The 19,923-nt window shown below is 70.4% G+C and carries 18 protein-coding genes and 1 riboswitch; of the genes, 8 read left to right on the plus strand and 10 right to left on the minus strand.

Annotated elements, in window-relative coordinates; genetic code table 11:
• Positions 1-51: 51 nt before the first annotated feature.
• Positions 52-684, plus strand: coding sequence for a class I SAM-dependent methyltransferase (locus NWFMUON74_RS34670; protein ID WP_232110748.1), 633 nt, complete (start codon positions 52-54; stop codon positions 682-684).
• 37 nt (positions 685-721) lie between these two features.
• On the plus strand, positions 722-2,272 hold the full coding sequence (locus NWFMUON74_RS34675; protein ID WP_187685890.1) for a phytoene desaturase family protein: 1,551 nt from the start codon (positions 722-724) through the stop codon (positions 2,270-2,272).
• A 30-nt stretch (positions 2,273-2,302) separates the two neighbouring features.
• Here the strand turns inward: NWFMUON74_RS34675 and NWFMUON74_RS34680 are convergent, their stop codons facing one another.
• From NWFMUON74_RS34680 to NWFMUON74_RS34695, 4 genes are read right to left on the minus strand one after another with little or no spacing between them, the layout of a single operon-like run.
• On the minus strand, positions 2,303-3,085 hold the full coding sequence (locus NWFMUON74_RS34680; RefSeq protein WP_232110749.1) for a class I SAM-dependent methyltransferase: 783 nt from the start codon (positions 3,083-3,085) through the stop codon (positions 2,303-2,305).
• A 9-nt stretch (positions 3,086-3,094) separates the two neighbouring features.
• Positions 3,095-3,991, minus strand: a complete 897-nt coding sequence (locus NWFMUON74_RS34685) for a LysR family transcriptional regulator (RefSeq protein ID WP_187685891.1) — start codon at positions 3,989-3,991, stop codon at positions 3,095-3,097.
• On the minus strand, positions 3,931-4,152 hold the full coding sequence (locus NWFMUON74_RS34690; protein ID WP_187685892.1) for a dihydrofolate reductase family protein: 222 nt from the start codon (positions 4,150-4,152) through the stop codon (positions 3,931-3,933). The genes NWFMUON74_RS34685 and NWFMUON74_RS34690 overlap by 61 nt, the downstream gene beginning before the upstream one ends.
• Before the next feature lie 23 nt (positions 4,153-4,175).
• Positions 4,176-4,802, minus strand: a complete 627-nt coding sequence (locus tag NWFMUON74_RS34695) for a DUF459 domain-containing protein (protein ID WP_187685893.1) — start codon at positions 4,800-4,802, stop codon at positions 4,176-4,178.
• 106 nt (positions 4,803-4,908) lie between these two features.
• On the opposite strand from NWFMUON74_RS34695, the gene NWFMUON74_RS34700 reads away from it, so the two are divergent.
• The 3 genes from NWFMUON74_RS34700 (at position 4,909) to NWFMUON74_RS34710 (ending at position 9,033) form a co-directional block, all read left to right on the plus strand.
• Positions 4,909-5,679 (plus strand): 2OG-Fe(II) oxygenase, encoded by a 771-nt coding sequence (locus NWFMUON74_RS34700; RefSeq protein WP_187685894.1) that lies wholly within the window; start codon positions 4,909-4,911, stop codon positions 5,677-5,679.
• On the plus strand, positions 5,666-6,463 hold the full coding sequence (locus tag NWFMUON74_RS34705) for an SDR family NAD(P)-dependent oxidoreductase (protein ID WP_232110750.1): 798 nt from the start codon (positions 5,666-5,668) through the stop codon (positions 6,461-6,463). Before NWFMUON74_RS34700 ends, NWFMUON74_RS34705 begins: the two co-directional genes overlap by 14 nt.
• Positions 6,464-6,660: 197 nt before the next feature.
• Positions 6,661-9,033: a lysylphosphatidylglycerol synthase transmembrane domain-containing protein gene (locus tag NWFMUON74_RS34710; protein WP_187689607.1), complete on the plus strand. Its 2,373-nt coding sequence runs from the start codon at positions 6,661-6,663 to the stop codon at positions 9,031-9,033.
• 1 nt (position 9,034) lies between these two features.
• Here the strand turns inward: NWFMUON74_RS34710 and NWFMUON74_RS34715 are convergent, their stop codons facing one another.
• Together NWFMUON74_RS34715 and fadD5 are read right to left on the minus strand one after the other, a co-directional pair.
• Entirely contained in the window at positions 9,035-9,661 is a 627-nt protein-coding gene (locus NWFMUON74_RS34715; protein WP_187685895.1) for a cysteine hydrolase family protein, read from the minus strand.
• 45 nt (positions 9,662-9,706) lie between these two features.
• Positions 9,707-11,278 (minus strand): fatty-acid--CoA ligase FadD5, encoded by a 1,572-nt coding sequence (gene fadD5 / locus NWFMUON74_RS34720; RefSeq protein ID WP_187685896.1) that lies wholly within the window; start codon positions 11,276-11,278, stop codon positions 9,707-9,709.
• A gap of 296 nt (positions 11,279-11,574) precedes the next feature.
• On the opposite strand from fadD5, the gene NWFMUON74_RS34725 reads away from it, so the two are divergent.
• Positions 11,575-12,546, plus strand: coding sequence for an NAD(P)H-dependent flavin oxidoreductase (locus NWFMUON74_RS34725; RefSeq protein WP_187685897.1), 972 nt, complete (start codon positions 11,575-11,577; stop codon positions 12,544-12,546).
• A gap of 50 nt (positions 12,547-12,596) precedes the next feature.
• Here the strand turns inward: NWFMUON74_RS34725 and NWFMUON74_RS34730 are convergent, their stop codons facing one another.
• Positions 12,597-13,562 (minus strand): MBL fold metallo-hydrolase, encoded by a 966-nt coding sequence (locus tag NWFMUON74_RS34730; protein ID WP_197986945.1) that lies wholly within the window; start codon positions 13,560-13,562, stop codon positions 12,597-12,599.
• A gap of 602 nt (positions 13,563-14,164) precedes the next feature.
• Between NWFMUON74_RS34730 and NWFMUON74_RS34735 the strand changes: the two genes are divergently transcribed.
• Positions 14,165-16,816, plus strand: a complete 2,652-nt coding sequence (locus tag NWFMUON74_RS34735) for an SDR family NAD(P)-dependent oxidoreductase (RefSeq protein WP_269475308.1) — start codon at positions 14,165-14,167, stop codon at positions 16,814-16,816.
• Here NWFMUON74_RS34735 and NWFMUON74_RS34740 read toward each other — a convergent pair.
• The 3 genes from NWFMUON74_RS34740 to NWFMUON74_RS34750 all read right to left on the minus strand — a co-directional run bounded on the left by NWFMUON74_RS34740 (position 16,793) and on the right by NWFMUON74_RS34750 (position 18,520).
• Positions 16,793-17,188 (minus strand): RNA-binding S4 domain-containing protein, encoded by a 396-nt coding sequence (locus NWFMUON74_RS34740; RefSeq protein WP_187685899.1) that lies wholly within the window; start codon positions 17,186-17,188, stop codon positions 16,793-16,795. The genes NWFMUON74_RS34735 and NWFMUON74_RS34740 overlap by 24 nt on opposite strands.
• Before the next feature lie 40 nt (positions 17,189-17,228).
• A complete protein-coding gene (locus tag NWFMUON74_RS36465) occupies positions 17,229-17,795 on the minus strand; it encodes a C40 family peptidase (RefSeq protein WP_232110751.1) in 567 nt (188 codons plus the stop codon).
• Positions 17,796-17,905: 110 nt separating this feature from the next.
• A riboswitch (cyclic di-AMP (ydaO/yuaA leader) is annotated at positions 17,906-18,069 on the minus strand.
• Between the two features lie 205 nt (positions 18,070-18,274).
• On the minus strand, positions 18,275-18,520 hold the full coding sequence (locus NWFMUON74_RS34750; protein ID WP_187685900.1) for a hypothetical protein: 246 nt from the start codon (positions 18,518-18,520) through the stop codon (positions 18,275-18,277).
• A gap of 145 nt (positions 18,521-18,665) precedes the next feature.
• Between NWFMUON74_RS34750 and NWFMUON74_RS34755 the strand changes: the two genes are divergently transcribed.
• Positions 18,666-19,853: an AAA family ATPase gene (locus tag NWFMUON74_RS34755; RefSeq protein ID WP_187685901.1), complete on the plus strand. Its 1,188-nt coding sequence runs from the start codon at positions 18,666-18,668 to the stop codon at positions 19,851-19,853.
• Positions 19,854-19,923: the final 70 nt, after the last annotated feature.

The raw sequence follows: 19,923 nt of genomic DNA on the forward strand, positions 1-19,923 counted from the left end.
GTCGACAACGGCTATGAGACACCGCCCGGCCGGATTCGTAGACTCGCGGCGGTGACGGAACCCGAGGATGTGCGGCGGACGCGCCGCGGCTACGACGAGGTGGCCGAGCTGTACAAGTCGATGTTCGACGACGCGCTCGCCGCGAGCCCGTTCGACCGGGCGATGCTGGGCGTGTTCGCCGAGCGGGTGGGTACCGGCGCCGTCGCCGATCTCGGCTGCGGGCCGGGCCGGATCACCACACACCTGGCCGCGCTCGGGCTCGACGTGTTCGGTATCGATCTGTCGCCGGAGATGATCCGCCTGGCCCGCGCCGCCCGGCCGGACCTGCGCTACGTGGTCGGGTCGATGGAGAATCTCGCGGTGCCGGACGCTGCGCTGGCCGGAATCGTGGCGTGGTACAGCGTCATTCACACGCCGCCGGTCCGGGTGCCCGTCATCGTGGCGGAGTTCCACCGCGTGCTCGCCTCCGGCGGGCAGCTGATCCTGGCGTTCCAGACCACCGACGGCGACGACGTGCGGACCCACGACCACAAGGTCGCGCCCAGTTACCTCTGGCCGCCGGACCGCGTAGCGGAGTTACTGGGCGAGGGCGGGTTCCGGACGGTCGCCCGGCTGGTGCGAGAGCCGGGCGACGAGGCGCATCCACTGGCGTACCTGCTGGCGGAGAAGTCCTCGGCGAGTTGACCGCCGCGGCCCGCGACCGCCGTGATATCCAGGGCAGATGCAGCCCACACGTGCCTCCTACGATGTCGTCGTCGCCGGTGGCGGCCACAACGGGCTGGTGGCGGCCGCGTATCTGGCCCGCGCCGGGCGTTCGGTGTTGGTGCTCGAACGGCAGGACCACCTCGGCGGCGCGGCCGTGTCCGAGCGGGTGTTCGACGGCGTGGACGCGCGGCTGTCCCGGTACTCGTATCTGGTGAGCCTGCTGCCGCGGCAACTGATCCGGGAGCTGGGGCTGCGGTTCGAGACATGCAGGCGGCGGATCTCGTCGTATACGCCCGTCGGTGACACCGGGTTGCTGATCGATACCGCGGACGAGTACCGCACGCGTGCGAGCTTTCTGCGAATCACCGGTTCCGAGGCCGACTTCCGTGCCTGGCAGGAGTTCTACGGCCGGACCGGACGGCTCGCGCAGCGGGTGTTCCCGACCCTGACCCGGCCGCTGCCGACCCGCGCCGAACTGCAGCGGCTGATCGACGACTCCGCCACCTGGGAGGCGCTGTTCGAACGCCCGCTGGGCGAGACGATCGAGGCGTCGTTCGCCGACGACACGGTGCGTGGCGTCGTCCTCACCGACGCGCTGATCGGCACCTTCACCCATGCCCACGACCCGACCCTGCGGCAGAACCGCTGTTTTCTGTACCACGTGATCGGCGGCGGGACCGGCGACTGGGATGTGCCGATCGGCGGGATGGGCGCACTGACCGACGCGCTCGCCGCGGCCGCCCGTGCCGCGGGCGCCGAACTGTGCACCGGTCGCGCGGTCACCGCCGTCGAAACCGACGGCGCCACCGCGGAAGTCCGCTTCGACGGCGGCGCGGTCGGGGCGGGGCACGTGCTGGTGAACGCCGCGCCGCGCGAGCTGGCGCGGCTGCTCGGCGAGCCGGTGCCGGAGCGGCCGGAGGGCGCGCAGCTCAAGATCAACATGCTGCTCCGGCGGCTGCCGCGGTTGCGGGATTCGGTCGACCCCGCCGAGGCGTTCGCCGGGACCTTCCATATCGCCGAGGGGTACGCGCAATTGGATCGGGCCTATCTCGAGGCCGAGGGCGGCCGGTTGCCGTCCGCGCCGCCCGCCGAGATCTACTGCCACACCCTCACCGACCCCTCGATCCTCGCGCCCGATCTGGTGACGCAGGGCGCGCACACCCTGACCCTGTTCGGATTGCACACTCCCGCAAGCCTTTTTCTCGACGACCCGGACGAGACCAAGCAGCGCCTGGTAACCGCCACCCTGGCGCAGCTGGATTCGGTACTGGCCGAACCGATCCGGGAGTGCCTCGCGGTGGACGCGCACGGCCGCCCCTGCCTCGAGGCCAAGAGCCCGCTGGACCTGGAACGCGAGGTCGGCCTCCCCGGCGGCCACATCTTTCATCGCGATCTGGACTTCCCCTTCCGCGCCGACGACGCCACCGACCCGGCCGACCGGTGGGGCGTGGGCACGGGACACCGCAATGTCCTGCTCTGCGGTGCGGGCGCGGTGCGCGGCGGCGGGGTCAGCGGAATCGGCGGCCACAATGCCGCCATGGCGGTACTGGAGAGCGATCGCGGCTGACCCCGGCGACCACCCGCGTCCTGGACAGGGCTAGCGCAGTACCGCGCGAACCACCAAGGTGCGCAAAGGAAATTGGAACTCCCCCACCCCCGTCTCCGGACGCGAACGCAGGTATCCGGTGATGCGGTCGAGGATCTCCGCACGCTCCTCCGGTGTGACGACGAGCGTGTGCGAATGCGTCCCGATCGTCGCCGCCAGGCTCTCGGCGGTGCGACGCTGCGAGTGCGGGAAGGTGGCCCGCTCGAACGGGCGGAACAGCGGGTGTGACGGCGGCGACGGGTCAGCGGCGCGCCGCTGGGACGACACCGCCGAGCGGGACAGCCGATCCAGCTCGGCGACCCACTTGACCGAGCTGTCGTGGGTGTTCCAGAACGCGGCCAGGACACCGCCCGGCCGCAGTACCCGCGCGATCTCCGGAAACGCCGCGGGCAGATCGAACCAGTGCAGCGCCTGGCCGACGACCACGGCGTGCGCCGAATCATCCGGCAGCGGAATGCTTTCGGCGCTGCCGCTCAGCACCGGAACCTCGGCGTGGTGCCGCGCGAACTCGGCCCGCATGGCCGCATCGGGCTCGACGGCCGTCACCCGCGCACCGAGTGCGGCGAGGCCACCGGTGAGCTTGCCGGTGCCCGCGCCGAGATCAACGACCTCCCGCTCCGCGATACCGCCGAGCGATTCCAGCGCCCACCGGATTCCCTCCACCGGATAGTCGGGCCGGTGCGTGGCATAGGCCGCGGCCTCGGGGCCGAAGGAACTCGCGCGCCGCGCGTTCAGTTCCGCCTCGTCCACCACCGACTCTCCGCTCTCGCCCACCCGGCCATGCTAATCGCCGTGAATTACCGCCACACAGCAGTCGACGAAGCTGTGCACCAAGGGATTCGAGTCGCCGACCACGGGCCATGCCACGCCGACGACCAGCGGGCCGATCCCCGTCACCGGCCGGTACTCCACGCCCGGCCGCGGGTAGTAGCGCGCCGAGGACGCCGGGGTGAAGCTGATTCCGAAGCCGTTGCCGATGGCGGTGAGCCACTCGTCGGTGTTGTGCGCGAGCGCGCCGACGACCACCGTCTCCGGCGGCCGGGAATCGGCGCCGATCCAGAAGTCGCGCCAGGCGCCGCTGTCCGGCGGCGCCGCGACGAACGGCTCGTCCCACAGCTGCTCGAACGTGATCTCCGAGCGGTCGGCCAGGCGGTGGCCGGTGGGCAGCGCGATCCACCGAGGTTCGGTGAACAGCTCCCGCAGCCGGTAGGAACGCTGGTCGGGGAACGGCAGCCACACCAGGGCGACATCCACATCGCCGGACGCCAGCCCCGCGCTCGGCTCGAGCCAGCCGAACTGCCGCATGTCCACCTGCCAGTCCGGATTGCGCCGCCGGAACTCGGCGACGATCCCGGCGGTGTGCTCGTGCGCCGCGCTCGCGATGAACCCGACCCGCAGCACCCGGGCGGCCCGCGCGGCACCGCCCTTGGCCGCCCGGAGGATCGCGTCCCAGTCGGCCAGCAGGCCCGGAACCCGTTCGGCCAGTACGCGTCCCGCCTCGGTCAGCGTCATCCCGGTGTGCGAGCGCTCGAACAGTTCGACGCCGAGCCTGGTCTCCAGCTGCCTGATCTGCTTGGTCAGCGCCGGTTGCGACACGTAGAGCCGCCGCGCCGCCCGAGTCAGGTGACCCTCCTCGGCCACGGCGGCGAAATACCGCAGCAGACGGGTGTCGATGTCCATGACCTCAGGCTATGGAAGCGGCGGGACGCCCGCTCGACCCGGTAGGTCGCGAGGATGACGCCGTTGCCGAGCACCTGCGACTCCGACGGCGCCAGCGTCGCCTCGGCATCGGTGTCGCCGAACAACCGCAGACCCCTGCCCAGCAGCACCGAGGGCGGCACGGCGAATTGATCGGTGGTCTACCTCATCGCACGACGGGTAGTCCCGCGCCCGGTTCGGACAGCCACAGCAGCCAGTGCGGCACGATCAGCGAGGCGAATTCCTCGTACCCGGCGGCACTCGGGTGGTAGCCGTCACCGCCGGAGACCTCGCGCATCCAGGTTCCGCTGTTGCGCAACGCCTGATGCACGCGGACGTAGGAAACCCCTTCGCTGTCACAGGCTTCGGAGAACGCGGCATCCAATTTCGCGGTGCGGCCGTTGTGTTCGTCGTCGTCGACCGGCGGCGGGGCGACGACCAGCGTCGACCAGCCGCGGGCGCGGGACCCGCGCAGCATGCCGGTCAGGTGGGCCACCGACTGCTCGGTCGGCACCGGCGGCCGGCCGTCGAGCGGCAGCGTGTCGTTGACTCCGAAGGAGAACACCACCCGGCCGTCGACGTCGGCCGGTAATCGGCGCGCGCATTCGGCCTCCCAGCGCGCCGCGATATCCGCGGAACTCTCCCGCCGCACCCCGAGGTTGTAGTAGGTCAGCGGCTGACCGGCCCCGGCCGCGCGCGCCGCGAGGCGGCCCGCCCAGCCCAGGCACTGGCGGTCCCCCAGACCGGCCACCAGTGAGTCACCCACGAAGCAGATACGGACATCACGAACCACCGTGTGATGGTTTCACGCCGGGCACCGGTTGTCGGGACAAAGGCCGGAATCCACGCACGGCACGCACGCAATAAGATCGCGGTGGTTTGTCCGGGAGGGAGTACGCATGGCAACGGAGGCGCCGCTACCGCGGTGGTTCATCGATCTACTGGCGCATCGTCGCTGGATCCACCGGACCCGCCCGTTCCCGCACGTCTACGTCCGTGACGTCTTCACCGAGGTGTTCTACCGGCGGCTGGCCGAGGAATTCGAGCGCGTGCACCGGGAGCCGGGCCGGTTCACGCCGGTCGCCGAGGGCTACGGCGCGACGGGGGTGAGCCTGGCGGCCGTGCGCGACGGTCCCCTGGAGGTGTTCCTGTCGCGGGCCTGGCACGACGTGATCGAGCGGGTCGCGGGCGTACGGGCCACCGGCGACGTGGAGGGCTCGCTGCATCACCACGCACCGGGCGGCCCGGCCGGACGGCCGCATCACGATCTGGCGCCCGCCTGGTTCCCGGGCGATCCGCCCGGACCGGCCGCCGTCGGCCTGCCCGACGGCGCGATCGACCTGCGCACCGGCGCGCGGCCGCCGGGGACGCCGGCCCGCGAGCTGGTACGCGCGGTGGCGGTGCTGTTCTATCTGAACAACCCGCGATGGCAGCCCGGCGACGGCGGCGAGACCGGACTGTTCGGCGATATCGGCGCGGCGGAACCGCGAGCCGCCCTGGCCGTTCCCCCGCTGGACAATTCGATGGTGGTGTTCGAGTGCACGCCGCGGTCCTGGCACACCTTCCTGGGCGCCAACACCGCCGCCCGCAACAGCGTGGTGATGTGGCTGCACCGGCCCAGGGACGAGGCGGCGCGCCGCTGGGGAGGAGACCGCATTGCGCAGTGGTGACAACCGCCGGGTGTGCCTGCTGACCGGAGCCGGGGGAGTGCTGGGCGACGCCTTCTGCCGCGCGTTCCACACCCGCTACGACATCGTCGCGGTGTGCCGCACCCGGACACCGGCGGCGCCGTCGCAGGAGGAGTGGTTCGTCGACCCGCTGGAACCGTCGAAACCGCTGCCGGAGAACGACTCTCGCATCTTCGTGGTGCGCGCCGACCTGACCCGCGAGGGCGAGGTGGAGCGGGTGGTGGACCTGGCGCTGGCGAAGTTCGGCGCGGTGGACCTGCTGGTCAACAATGCCGGGCACGCCCGGATGCAGCCCCGCGGGATCGTCGACGGCGATGCCGCGCTGGACCAGTTCGATCCCCACTTCGCGCTGAATGTCGGTGTGCCGCTGCGGCTGTCGGCCCGGCTCGCGCAGCGCTGCTGGCTGCACAGCGATGCCGACAACCGGGCGCGCAACCGCAACGTCGTCAACGTGTCGAGCATCTCGGGCTCCCGGGTGTACCCGGGCGGGCAGGCCGTGTACGCGGCGTCGAAGGCGGCGCTGGATCAGCTGACCCGCCACCTCGCGGCCGAATTCGCCGAGTTCGGCGTGCGGGCGAATGCCATCGCGCCCAACTCCTTCCCGGCGCTGGTGCCGACCGAGCAGGTGGCCTCGGCCATCACCGAACTCGACGCGGGCGCGATGACCGGCGGGGTCTACAGCGTGGGCGTCCCGGACGGGGCGTCCGCACCGGGCACCGTCGCGGCCGGGCAGCACACCCGCCCGGTGACCGAGCGGCCGGGGTGAACGCGGACGGCGACGGCGACCCGCGCGACCGCCACCGGGCGCGCGAGACCGCGGCACGCACGGCCGACCCGCACGCCGCCCCCGGCACACCCGGCCGACGGCGTGTTGGCACCGGACGTCCCGCGACGCTGCTGCATACTCACACCCGAGCCGACCCCGGGACCGCCGCTCCCTCGATCCGAAAGTTCCGATACGACATGCGAGTCGACGGGCGGGAGATCCCCGTCTCCGGCAGCCTGCTGCAACCGCGGATCCGGCGCACCAGCGACATTCTGCGCGTGGTGCTGTCGGCGCTGCTGGTCGCGCTCGTCATCGCCGGCTCGCTGATCACCCGGCCGCGCTGGGAGGCGCTGGAGCGCTCGCTGTCCGACATCGTCGGGTTCCTGACGCCGGAGCAGTCCAATCTGGTCTATCTGCTGTACGGCGTGGCGATCGTCGCGCTGCCGTTCGCGATCCTGGTGCGGCTGATCTTCCGGTGGCAGTGGACGCTGCTGTTCGGCTATCTCGCGGCGGGCCTGATCACCGTGGTGCTGCTGTCGATCACCGGCACCGGGATCTCCGCGCCGCAATGGCATCTGGTGGTGCCCGAACAGCTGGACACATTCCTGTCGCAGTTCCTGGACGACCCGCGCTGGATCGCCATGCTCACCGCGATGCTGACGGTGGCGAGCCCGTGGCTGCCGGTGTCGTGGCGGCGGTGGTGGTGGGCGCTGCTGCTGGGATTCGTGCCGCTGCACCTGTTCGTGAGTCTGGTGGTGCCGTCGCGGGCGATGTTCGGTCTCGCGGTCGGCTGGTGCGTCGGCGCGGTCATCGTGCTGCTGGTGGGCACGCCCGCGCTGGAGGTGCCGCTGGATTCCGCCGTGCGGGTGCTGGCCAAGCGCGGTTACACCGTCACCGGCTTCACCGTGCTGCGCCCGGCCGGGCCCGGACCGCTGCAACTGTCGGCCGAGACCGGTCCGCAGCATCGGCTGATCGTGGAGCTCTACGGCCAGAATCAGCGCAGCTGGGGCATGCTGCGGCAGCTGCGTCGCTGGCTGACCTTCCGCGCCGGGGAGCGGGCGCCGGCATTCGCCTCGCTGCGGCGCGCGGTCGAGCACCGGGCACTGATGGGCATCGCGATCGGTGATCTGGGCCTGGCCAGCAACAAACCGCTCACCGTCGCCGCGCTGGAACGCGGCTGGACGCTGTACGCGCACACGGTGCCGCGCGGCGCCACACTGTCGGCCACCGACAGCGAGGCCGTGCTCACCAACGTCTGGTACGCGCTGCAGAACATGCATCGCGCCCAGATCTCGCACGGTGATCTGCGGGCCGAGGAGATCCGGGTGGTCGAGGGCCGGGTGCTGTTCGGCGGGTTCATGTCCGCCGAATTCGGTTCCTACGAGCCGCGTTTCTCCTCCGACGTGGCACAGCTGCTGCTGTCGACCAGCGCCCTGTTCGGCACCGAACTCGCGGTGCGCACCGCGATCCACGTGCTCGGCGCCGACGCCGTACTCAACGCCTCCCGGCGCCTGACCAAGTCGGCACTACCCGCACACGTGCGCAAATCCGTGCCCGATCCCGGGCACCTCATGAAGCAGACGCGCGAGGAAGTCCAGCAGCAGACCGGCGAGGACCGCATCGAGGCCGCGCGGATCACCCGGTTCTCCCGGGGGCAGTTCATCCAGCTGGTCCTGCTGATCGGTTTGGTCTACGTGGCCTACCCGTTCATCAGCCAGGTGCCGACATTCGTCACCGAACTGCGCACGGCCAACTGGTGGTGGGCGCTGCTCGGGCTGACGGTCTCGGTGGGCACCTATATCGGGGCCGCCATGGCGCTGTGGGGTTGCACGTCGGAGTCGGTGAACTTTCCGAAACTGCTGCTCGCGCAGGTGGCCAACACCTTCGCCGCCACCACGACACCCGCCGGTGTCGGTGGCCTCGCGCTGAATGTGCGATTCCTGCAACGCAACGGGCTCGGCGCGGTGCGCGCCACCGCCGCCGTCGCGCTGCAACAGTCGGTGCAGGTGATCACGCACGTCGTGCTGCTGCTGTTCTTCAGTGTGGCAGCGGGGGTTTCGGCGAATCTGAGTCACTACGTCCCCAGCGCCACCACGCTGTATCTGGTGGCGGGCGCGCTGCTGGGACTGGTGGGTATCGCCATGTTCGTGCCGACGGTGCGGCGCTGGCTGCGCACCGAGGTCCGGCCCCAGCTCGCGGAGGTCGTCAACGAACTGCGCGCGCTCGCGCACAGCCCGATCCGCCTGGCGATGATCGTCGGCGGTTGCGCCGCCATCACGCTCGGGGCGGCCGGGGCGCTGTGGGCCAGCATCGAGGCATTCGGCGGCAGCGCCACTTTCGTCACCGTGACCGTGGTGACCATGATCGGCGGGACACTGGCGTCCGCGGCGCCGACGCCCGGTGGAGTCGGCGCCGTGGAGGCCGCGCTCATCGGTTTCCTCGGCGCGTTCGGGATCGGGCTGCCCATCGCGGTGCCCGCGGTGCTGCTCTACCGGGTGCTGACCTGCTGGCTACCGGTGTTCTGCGGCTGGCCGATCATGCGCTGGCTCACCGCGAACAACCTCATCTGACCTAGACGCGCCGGTCGGCGGGTACGCCCAGTTCGTCCAGGGCCTGGTCCGCGGCGAGGCATCCGGCGGTGGTCAGGTTCAGGTTCGCCAGCGAGGCCTCGTGGGCCTCGGATGTGGCGGCGGTGACGCAGTCGGTGATCGGGTGGACCGTGAAACCCAGGTCGGTGGCGTGCCGGGCGGTCTGCTCGACGGTGAGATTGGTCGCGACGCCGGTGATCAGCAGGGTGTCCAGGCCGCGGGCGGCCAGCCAGTCGGGCAGCGCGCTACCGGCGAGGCCGGACAGCTTCTGGTTGTCGAACACCGCGCCGCGCTCGGACTGGTCGGCCATGGCCGGGATGACCTGCGTGCCCGGCGCATCCGGCCGGAACGCGGTCTGCGCGGCGGCCACCGATCGCATGAACCCGGTGTTGCGCACCAGCCCGCCCTCTCCGACCGGAATGGTGAAGCGGGTGAACACCACCGGCAGCCCGGCCTGCTGCGCGGCGGCGTGAAATACGGTCGCGCGGTGGACGACTCCGCTGGTGGCGACGGGTTCGGCCAGCATCGGCCCGAAGAATCCTTCGGGCTCGATGACGTTGACCTGCCAGTGCAGGGCGAGTACCGCGGTGCGAGCGCTGTCGAGGGGCATGAATCCCATACTGCCCCAACTACATCACTCGCGGCGGCGCAGCGGTCAGGACGAATACTCTTTGCGCAGTTGCACCTTGACGACCTTGCCGCTGGCGTTGCGCGGCAACTCCGGGACGAGCACCAGATCCTTGGGGTGCTTGTAGCGGGCCAGGTTCTCGTTGAGGAACGGTGTGAGCTCCTCGAGGGTGAGCGTGTCGTCCGGATTCACCAGGGCGACGACGGCGACGGGCACCTCGCCCCACTTCTCGTGCGCGCGGCCGACGACGGCGGCCTCGTGAATCTTCGGGTGCGCGAACAGGACGTTCTCCACTTCGGCGCAGTAGATGTTCTCGCCGCCGGAGATGATCATGTCCTTCTTGCGGTCCACGACGTAGACGAAGCCCTCCTCGTCGGTGCGGACCAGGTCGCCCGAGTGGAACCAGCCGCCGGCGAACGCCTCCGCGGTGGCCTCGGGCTTGTTCCAATAGCCCTGCATGAGAGTGGGTCCGCGGTAGACGATTTCGCCGATCTCGCCGGGTGCGACGTCGTTCATCTCGTCGTCGACGATGCGGGCCTGGATGGTCGGGATGGGGCGGCCCACCGAACCCAGCTTGCGCAGCGCGTCGCGGCCCTCCAGCACGCAGGTGATCGGCGACATCTCGGTCTGGCCGAACACCGCGACGTTCTGGGCGTCGGGAAAGCACTCGGCCATGGCTCGCAGCACCGTGTCCGAGGCGGGCGCCGCACCCCAGCTGAGCATCTTCAGCGCCGTCTTGCGCTGCTTGACCGTGGGCTCCTCGCAGATCAGCTGCCACTGCGCGGGCACGCAGAACGCGGTGGTGGCCTGCTCGGCCTCGACGGCGTCGAGGAATTCGGTCGGGTCGAACGCACCGAGCGGATGCAGCACGGTCTTGCTGCCGAGCTGGAAAGCCGGTGCGAGACTGCCCAATCCAGCGATGTGGAACAGCGGCGAGGTGCAGAAGCCGACCGACTCGGGGGTGAGATCCATGGCCCGGATGCAGGTCAGCGCCTGCGCGGTCAGGTTGGCGTGCGACAGGATCGCGCCCTTCGGGCTGCCGGTGGTGCCCGAGGTGTACATGATCAGGCAGGGCGTGTCCTCCGGAATATCCAGGGGCACATGGGGTTCGCCCGCCTCGGCCAGCGCGTCGTCGTAGCCGAGCACGCCGTCGGCGCTCTGGCCGCCGATCACGACGCAGGTCTCGAGCGCCGGGGACTGCGCCATCACACCGGTGGCCAGCGGCTGCAGCACGGTGTCGGTGACGACGGCCTTGGCCCCCGAGTCGGCGACGATGTAGGCCACCTCGGGCGGAGTCAGGCGGAAGTTGACCGGCACGGCGATGGCGCCGAGCGCGTTGATCCCGAATACCGCCTCCAGATACTCGGGGTAGTTGAGCGCGAGGATCAGCACGCGATCCCCGAACCCGACCCCTCGGCGGGCCAGCGCATCGGCGAACCGCTGCGAACGCTCGTGCAGTTGCTTCCAGGTGGTGTCGTGCCTCCGGAACCGGATCGCGACGCTGTCCGGGCGCATCAGCGCGTGCGTGGCCAGCTGGTTGTTCCAGTGGTTGCGCCGCGACCGGATCGGCTCGTCGAGCGATTGGGCTCCGATGGTCATGCTTGCAGTCCTCTCCGGCCGTCGGCTGAACGTTTGCGAGAATACCAACTAACTTTTCACCGTGACAAGGGTTACAGAGAGGAATCGGCAACTCGCTTCTCACTTGATCATATTCCAGTTCAGAGGCGGAAAATTCGGAGATGCGGTCAACCTATGCAGACGTTGCCGCACGGACGCCTGTCGAGGGATTGGCAAACTGCGGCTTACATCGAGGTTGAACTCGGCATCGTACCCGTGCCACCATCGAGACCGACCGCGGGCGCGTGTGCCCGTGTGACACAGCAGGAGGACAACCGATGTTGCGGACCAGGTTCACCGAGGAATTCGGCATCGAGCATCCGATCGTGCAGGGCGGCATGATGTGGGTCGGCCGGGCCGAACTGGTGGCCGCTGTCGCGAACGCCGGTGGCCTCGGCTTCATCACCGCGCTCACCCAGCCCACCCCCGACGCTCTGCGCAACGAGATCGCCCGCGCCCGCGAACTCACCGACAAGCCGTTCGGCGTGAACGTGACGATCCTGCCCTCGATCAACCCGCCGCCGTACGAGGAGTACGTCAAGGCGATCGTCGAGTCGGGCGTGAAGATCGTCGAGACCGCGGGCAGCAATCCCGAACCCTTCCTGCCGTACTACAAGGAGGCCGGGGTCAAGGTGCTGCACAAGTGCACCAGCGTCCGGCACGCGCTCAAAGCGCAGAAGATCGGCGTGGACGGCGTATCCATCGACGGCTTCGAATGCGCCGGACACCCGGGTGAGGACGATGTACCGGGCCTGATCCTGATTCCGGCCGCGGCCAAGGCGCTGGAGATCCCGATCATCGCCTCGGGTGGCATCGCCGACGCCCGCGGCCTGGTGGCGGCGCTGGCGCTGGGCGCGGACGGGGTCAATATGGGCACCCGGTTCCTGTGCACGCGGGAGTCGGCGGTGCACCAGAAGGTGAAGGAGCGGATCGTCGCCCACAGTGAGCGCGACACCCAGCTCATCTTCCGCACCATGCGCAATACCGCCCGCGTGGCCGACAACGAGATCAGCCGCAAGGTCGTGGAGATCGAGGCGGCCGGAGGCAAGTTCGAGGACGTGCGCGATCTGGTCGCCGGGGCCCGCGGCCGCCGGGTGTTCGAGGAGGGCGACCTCGATGCCGGGATCTGGTCCGCAGGCCAGGTCCAGGGCCTCATCGACGACATCCCCAGCTGCGCCGAGCTGATCTCCCGCATGGTGTCGGAGGCGGAGGGGCTCATCAACGAACGGCTGGCGTCCTTCGTGGCGTAGCGACCGGCCCGGGCGGACAGTCGTGCGTCCGCCCGGGTCGCGGCCCACCGCTACGCGCGGGCGAGTACCGCGTTGTAGTCGTGACTGGCGATGACCTCGATGCCCGCGGGCAGCGCGTGCAGCCGCTGGATGGTTTCGAAGGTCTTGTCGCGGTCGGCGTCGAAGAGCCGGCCCGGCATGGGCGCCTTCTCCCGAATCAGCTCGATCTGCACGGTGTTCCAGATGGCGTCGCCGACCAGCAGGACCCGGGTGCCGTCGTCGACCGCGAGCAGCACCCCGATGCTGCCGGGGGTGTGGCCGGGCAGGTCGACCAGGATCACCGCGCCGTCACCGAACAGGTCGTGGCTGCGGGTGAAGGTGAGCACGGGCGGGCCGTCGAGTTCGACATTGCCGATGCGGCGGTCCCGCAGCGGCGCGCGGACCACGCCGTAGGGGGCCGTTTCACCGTTCATCGCCCATTCGTATTCGTTTGCCGGAACACGCAATTCGAGCGACTCCGGCATGTCGAGCAGGCCGGAGACGTGGTCCCAGTGCAGATGCGTCGCGAGCGCGAAATCGATGTCCTCGCCGGAGAGTTCGCGACCGGCCAGCGCGTCGGCCAGGCCGAGCACCGGTTTCTCGGGTGAGACCAACAGCCCGACCGGAAACGGCATCCCCGGTAGCACGCGCCTGTGCACGGCCGCGCAGATCGCCGGGTCCACCAGGAACCGCGCCCGCGGATGCTCGATCAGAAAGGCGCCCATCGCCATCGGCAGCGAGCGCAGCGTGCGTAGCCCTTCCGCGACGACGGCGCCCGGTGCCGAGGTGCGGGCCTGCACCAGCGCGGTCAGCGCGACCTTCGCGCGGGCGGGCGGCAATTCGGCCGTCCCCAGACTCGCGAGGAACGCGGCATCCGGACGGCGCGGCCGCAACAGGCGACGCGGGGTCGCGAACAACGCGGAACAGCAGTCGGCCAAGGCGTGTACGGCAGCGGGTCGCCCGGCGGCGAGATCCGGCTGGATGGTCGGTTGGTCCACAGCGCCACGTTATTCGATCGGCGCGACGCCCCGTAAGCCTCTTCTCCGCAGGGCAAGTTCTCGGCATAATCGCCGGGGGACACCTGACAGCCGGTGATCTCCACCGGATGCGGGAGGGAGCACCCACATGGGTCAGAGCAAGACGATCGAGCCTTACGCGACGCCATGACGGAGCCTCCGCCCGGCCCCGCGGGGCCACAGCGACAACCGCGCACCCACCAGCCACCGGCGGATATCGCCGGGATTCGGCGGGCCGCGCCGCCCCGGGGCCACCGGTGCTCGGGCGGCGGCAGCGTCCGATGCCGACTACTTGCTTTGCCGTACAACGCGTTCCGGCACACACCTGCGGATGAAGCCGGATCCACGCCGGGGCGCGCGCAACCGGGATCGGTTCGGGCGCGGCGCCATCGCGCGCAAGGACGGCGATACGTGCTGTCGCACAGGGTGGTTCGCTCCGCGGGAGTACTCCTGGCCGCGCGTGATGGTTTCCCGGACGGTGTGCCGTCCCGGAAGTGGTCGCAGGCGAGTGACGCCTGCCGTGCGGTGCCGCCGGGTGCGCTGGGAGGCCGCGGTCGAGGCCGGGTGTCCGCCGGGGTACGCCGATGAGTGGTGCGGCTGGTTCTCGCGGCGGGGTGTTGTTTCTGTTTCCCGGGCCGGGCGGGGAGCACGTACGGATGGGGCGGGCACTCGCGGCGCGCTATCCGGTGTTCGCGCGGGCGCTGGACGCGGGGGCGGAGGCGGTGGTGCGGGCCGGGGGCCGTCGGGTGTGGACGCCACGGCACGGGTTCGCGAAGAGCCTGGCGACGGCGGATTCCGTGCAACCGGCGCTGTACGTCTACCAGCTCGCGCTCGCGGAACTGGTGCGGGAGTGGGGGATTCGGGCCGATGCGGTGCTGGGACACGGGGCGGGCGAGATCGCGGCCGCGGTGGTGAGCGGTGCGCTGACACCGGCCGACGGCGCACGGGTGGTGACCACCCGCGGGCACACGCTGGCGCGGCGTGCGGATCCGGGAGCCGCCGCCGTGGTGCAGGCGGCGGCCGAGGAGGTGCGGCGGCTGGTGGAGCCGATGCGTTCGGCGGTCTCGATCGCGACGGTGGACGGGCCGCGCTCGGTGGTGGTGACCGGCGTTCCGCGGTATGTCGAGACGCTGGTGCGGCGGGCGCGGCGGCGGGGACTACCCGCCCGGCTCAGCGCCGTGGACTCCCTGACTCATACCCGAGCCGGCCGAGACGGCGTGTCGGAGTTCGCCTCTCAGCTCGAGGGGATGGCGCCGCGCGCGCCCCGCGTACCCGTCTACTCGACCGTGCGACGCGGTCGCGTCATCACCACGGCCGACCTGACAGCCGACTATTGGGCCGAGAACGCCTCCGGTGCGGTCGAATTCGCCTCGGCACTGGATGCGGCCGCCGCGCACGGCATGTCTACGGTCGTGGAGATCGCTCCCGACCCGACACTCGCCTCCATCGTCCGCGACAACCCGGCCTTCACCGACTCGACCTATCCCCTCGTGGTCGGCGACAACGAGGCCGAGTCGTTCCTCGAGGCGGTCGCCCGGCTCTACGCGTGTGGCCGGCTCGCGGCAGCGGCCCCGGACCATGATCCGGGCGACGCCGACACGCGCACGGAGAAGCCTTCTCCGGCAACGGGATACGAGTGGCTGCTCGCGAACCCACGTACCGCGGCACCGGAGCACGCCGTTGACAGCAGCGATGCGCCGAGAGTTGCCGCGGAGCTCACGGGCGCTCTTCCGGAGACGGCCGTATACGACCCCACGGTGGCTACGGCCACCGAGTGGGCGGCGTCGATTCTGACCGAGGAGTGCTGGGTGCCGGTGGATCGGCCGGATCGGGCCCTTCCGGCGGATCCGCCGTTCTACCAGGGGCTTGTGGTGGGGGAGTCCGCGGCGGCGGCGGGGCTCGAGGCGCATCTGAGCCGGCGGATACCGGCGCTGCGGATTACGCGGGAGCCGGTGGATGCCGGACCGATCGTGGCGTCGATGCTGGCCGATCACGCTGTCCCGACGGCGGTGGCGCTGGTGTGGGCGACACCGGAGTTGCCGGGGCCGGTGACGACCGGGGTCGCCGGGGCGTTGGATGTGCTGCAACGGCTGCAGGGCAGCGCGGCGGTCGCCACCTTGACGGTGGTGCTGACCGATCGGGCCTCCCTGACGCAGCACGCGATCGCCGGTCTGGTCCGGTCCCTGCAATTGGAGTCGCCGGTTCCTACCCGACTGATCTGGACCTCCGACGACGACCCGGCGCAGGTGGCGGATCTGGTGCTGGAACCCGCTGGGCCGCAGGAGGTTCGGGTCTTCGAGCACACGGTCAGCGCGCGGAGGTTCCGGACCGCACCCCGCGTGCCCGAGCCGATCGGCGTGCGGCCCGAGGGTACCTATGTGGTGACCGGTGGTCTCGGCACGCTCGGCTCGGTGGCCGCGCGCTGGCTGCTCGACGCCGGCGCCCGGGACCTGGTGGTGCTCACCCGCACCCCGCGCCCGCTGCCGCAGCTGCTCGACGGCCTGGACGACCGGATCGTCGTGGTCCGCTGCGACGTCACCGATCGCGCCGATCTGGCCAACGCCCTGTTCGACATCCGTGCCTGCGGCTCCACCATCCGGGGTGCGGTGCACGCGGCCGGAGTCCGCCGCGATGCCGAATTCGCCACTGTGACACCGGGTCTGCTGGCGGAACTGTTCGAGCCCAGGGCCGGTGCGGCCCGCCATCTGATCGATCTGACGGCGGCGGACCCGATCGATTTCGTGCTGCTGTCCTCCTCGGCCACCGGTGCGCTCGGGGCTCCCGGGCAGGCCGCCGACGCCGCCGCGCACGCCGCCCTCGACGCGCTCGCGCGCAACCGCGTCGACGACCGGGTGCGCAGTATCGGCTGGGGCCATTGGATATCAGGCCCGGTCACACCCACGACGGACGCGCGCTGGCGGCGCGCCGGTGTGACGCCCTTCGACGTGGCGCGCGGCACGGCCGTGCTGTCCGTCGCCCTCGCCCACCGCACCCCGGCCCTGCTGGCCGTGGACTACACCCCGACCGGCGACACCTCACCGATGGCGGCACGCCTGCGCAATACGATCCCGCCACACTCGACTCGACCACGCCGCGCCGCAGGCGACAGCACCGCCCTGCCCGGCCGTCCGGCAGCCGCTGCCCTGAGCACAGCACCGGCAGAAGACCTCCGCACCACTCGCCACCGCGATTCGCCTCGGGACGGGCGCTGCTCAGTCCGGGGCGCGGCCGAGTAGGCGGTCGGTTTCGCGGCGTTCGCGTTTGGTGGGGCGGCCGGAGCCGCGATCGCGGCGCGGCATGGTGGCGAGAATTTCCGGGGCAGGCGGGGGCGGAGACTTGTCGATCAGGCATTGGGCGGCGATCGCCGCGCCCACGCGCTTGGCGATGACTCGTTCCACGATGACGATGCGTTCTACGCCGTGCACTCGGACGCGCACTTCGTCGCCGGGTTTGATCTGATGAGCGGGTTTGACCGCGACGCCGTTGACGCGGACGTGCCCGGCTCGGCAGGCCGTCGCGGCCGCCGATCGAGTTTTGAACAACCGCACCGCCCACACCCAGGAATCGATCCGGGCGGTGCCGAGTGTCTGATCCGTTTCCGCGCGCATACGTTCAGAAGGTTACGCGCGGGCGGAGCGAGGCAACAGGTCAGGCGACGCGACGTGCGGTGACGATCGAGTCGGGGTTCAGGTTCGAGTACTCGACGGGCTCACCGGCCTGCGGCGCGTGCAGGATCTTACCGTCGCCGGCGTACATGGCCACGTGGCCGCCGCCGTTCTGGATGATCAGATCGCCGGGCTGCAGGTCCTGGTAGGCGACCGGCTTGCCGACGTGCGACTGCTCGAAGCTGGTGCGCGGCAGGTCGATTCCGGCCTGCTTGTAGGCCCACTTCACCAGGCCGGAGCAGTCGAAGCCGTTGGGGCCGTTGCCGCCCCAGACATACTGGGCGCCGATCTTGCTGCGTGCGGCGTCGAGGGCGATATCGCCGTTGGTGCTCGGCTTCTGCTGGTCGAACAGGCCGGGCATGGCCGGTCCGGGCGCCATCGCCTGCGGGGCCGCCAGGGACTGCTGGAAGCCCTTGATCTCGTCGGCGTGATCGGCGAGGGCCTGGTTGGCCTGGGCCACCTGCTGGTCGTACTCGGGGCCGAGCGGCACGTCGAAGTTGCCGAAGCCGGGGACATTGATGGTCGCTGCCTGCGCCGAAATGGCCGGCATAGCACCAGTGGAAGCGGCGACGGCGCCGAAAACCAGCGCACCCTTCACGGAATTCGGGAGCCGAGATTCCCGCTGCAAGCTGTGTTTACCCACCGAGCTGAGTCTCCTGTTTCTTCCTGCCCACCCACCGACCGGGTTAGCTGACGGGTTCGGGCCGGGAAGTTCGGCCCTACCCGATCGGCCTTGTGACCGAAAGGGATTCACCCCACAAACCTGGGTCCCCGGCTCGATGATCGGGCTGCCCACCCGACCACCGATTAGGCGGTAACTCGATGGGCCGCCTCGCCTGCGAAGCGACTGCCTCCATCGGGTCACGAAGAGATTACGACGAGCGCGCCGTGTTGTCCACCCCACAGCGCAGCGTGTTCGGCCGCGTCCGCGAACCGCCAGCCCAGCTTCCGATTTCGCGTGTTCGGGCCGGTGATAACGACTCGGCATCACGGCCTGCGACGGTGTTATCGAACCGAGAAGCGCCGGCGTTACCGCTCCAGCGCGCGCTCCAGTGCCGTGATCCGCTCGCGCGCCTCGGCCAGTTCGACCTCCAGCCGGCCCAGCGCTATCACCAGCGGGCCGACCGCGAGATCGGCGACCAACTGCGGATCGTCGAGACCCTGCTCGATCGCCGACACGATGTTGCGGCGGATGCGGGTGGCCACCGGAGCGTTCTCGGGCACGTTCCAGGATTCGACGACCTCGACCACGGTGGGGGCGGCTTCCTCCGACATGACTCTCCCTGCGCTGGGACCGGTTTCGTGACGTTCTCCAGCGTAGGTACCCGCTCGCGGGGCCTGCATGCCGGACGATAGCTATCTCTAGGGCTTTCGGTAGATGCCACGAGAATCTGGTCACGACCCGCTACGGTGTTCGGGCATGGACCCCGTGCGGAATCCGTATGCCCCCGGCGCCGGTCAGCGACCGCCCGAACTGGCCGGACGCGCCAAGCAACTCGACACCTTCGATGTCGTGCTCGAGCGCGTCTCGCGCGGACGTCCCGAACGCAGTGTGATGCTCACCGGGCTGCGCGGCGTCGGAAAGACGGTTCTGCTCAACCAGCTTCGCTCCATCGCCCGCTCGCGCGGTTGGGGCACCGGCAAATTGGAGGCCCGGCCCGACCAGGAGCTGCGCCGGCCGCTGGCCTCCGCGCTGCACATGGCGGTGCGGCAGGTGGCCGTGGCGCACCGCAATCAGGAGATGGTGGACGACTTCCTGGGGATCCTGAAGGCATTCGCCCTGCGCGCCACGGCCGACAAGGGCATGCGCGAGCGCTGGCAGCCCGGCATCGACGTCCCGGCCGTCACGGGGCGCGCGGATTCCGGCGACATCGAGATCGATCTGGTGGAGCTGCTGATGGAGGCCGGTCAGCTGGCGCAGGACAGCGGCGTCGGCATCGCGATCTTCATCGATGAGATGCAGGACCTCGGCCCGGCCGACATCTCCGCCATCTGCGGCGCGTGCCACGAGCTGAGCCAGGAGGCGGCGCCGCTGATCGTGGTGGGCGCGGGCCTGCCGCATCTGCCCGCGGTGCTGTCGGCGTCGAAGAGCTACTCCGAGCGACTGTTCGGCTACCACCGGATCGACCGGCTGGACCGCGAGGCCGCCGATCTGGCCCTGATCGCACCCGCCGAACGAGAGCAGGTGAAGTTCACCGAGGCGGCGCTGGACGTGCTGTACCACAAGGCCGACGGCTACCCGTACTTCGTGCAGGCCTACGGCAAGGCGACCTGGGATGTGGCGGCACAGAGCCCGATCGGCGCCGAGGACGTCGAGCTGGCCGCGCCCGCCGCCGAGGAGGAACTGGCGGTCGGCTTCTTCGGCTCGCGGTACGAGCGGGCCACCCCCGCCGAGCGAGAGTACATGCGCGCCATGGCCGATCTGTCCGGCGACGACGGCCCGGTGGCCACCGCGGCGGTGGCCAAGGAGCTGGGCCGCAAGCCCGCCTCGCTGTCACCGGCCCGCGACGGGCTGATCAAGAAGGGGCTGATCTACTCCGCCGAGCGCGGCACCATCGGCTTCACGGTCCCGCATTTCGGACGGTACCTGCGCAGCGTCAGCACCTGAGCGACCCGCGCGGCGATCACGGCATACGGACGCAGCGCCCGCGGGCGGCAGCGGTCGTCGAGTATTTCTA

The organism is Nocardia wallacei, from assembly GCF_014466955.1.
Classification (GTDB): domain Bacteria; phylum Actinomycetota; class Actinomycetes; order Mycobacteriales; family Mycobacteriaceae; genus Nocardia; species Nocardia wallacei.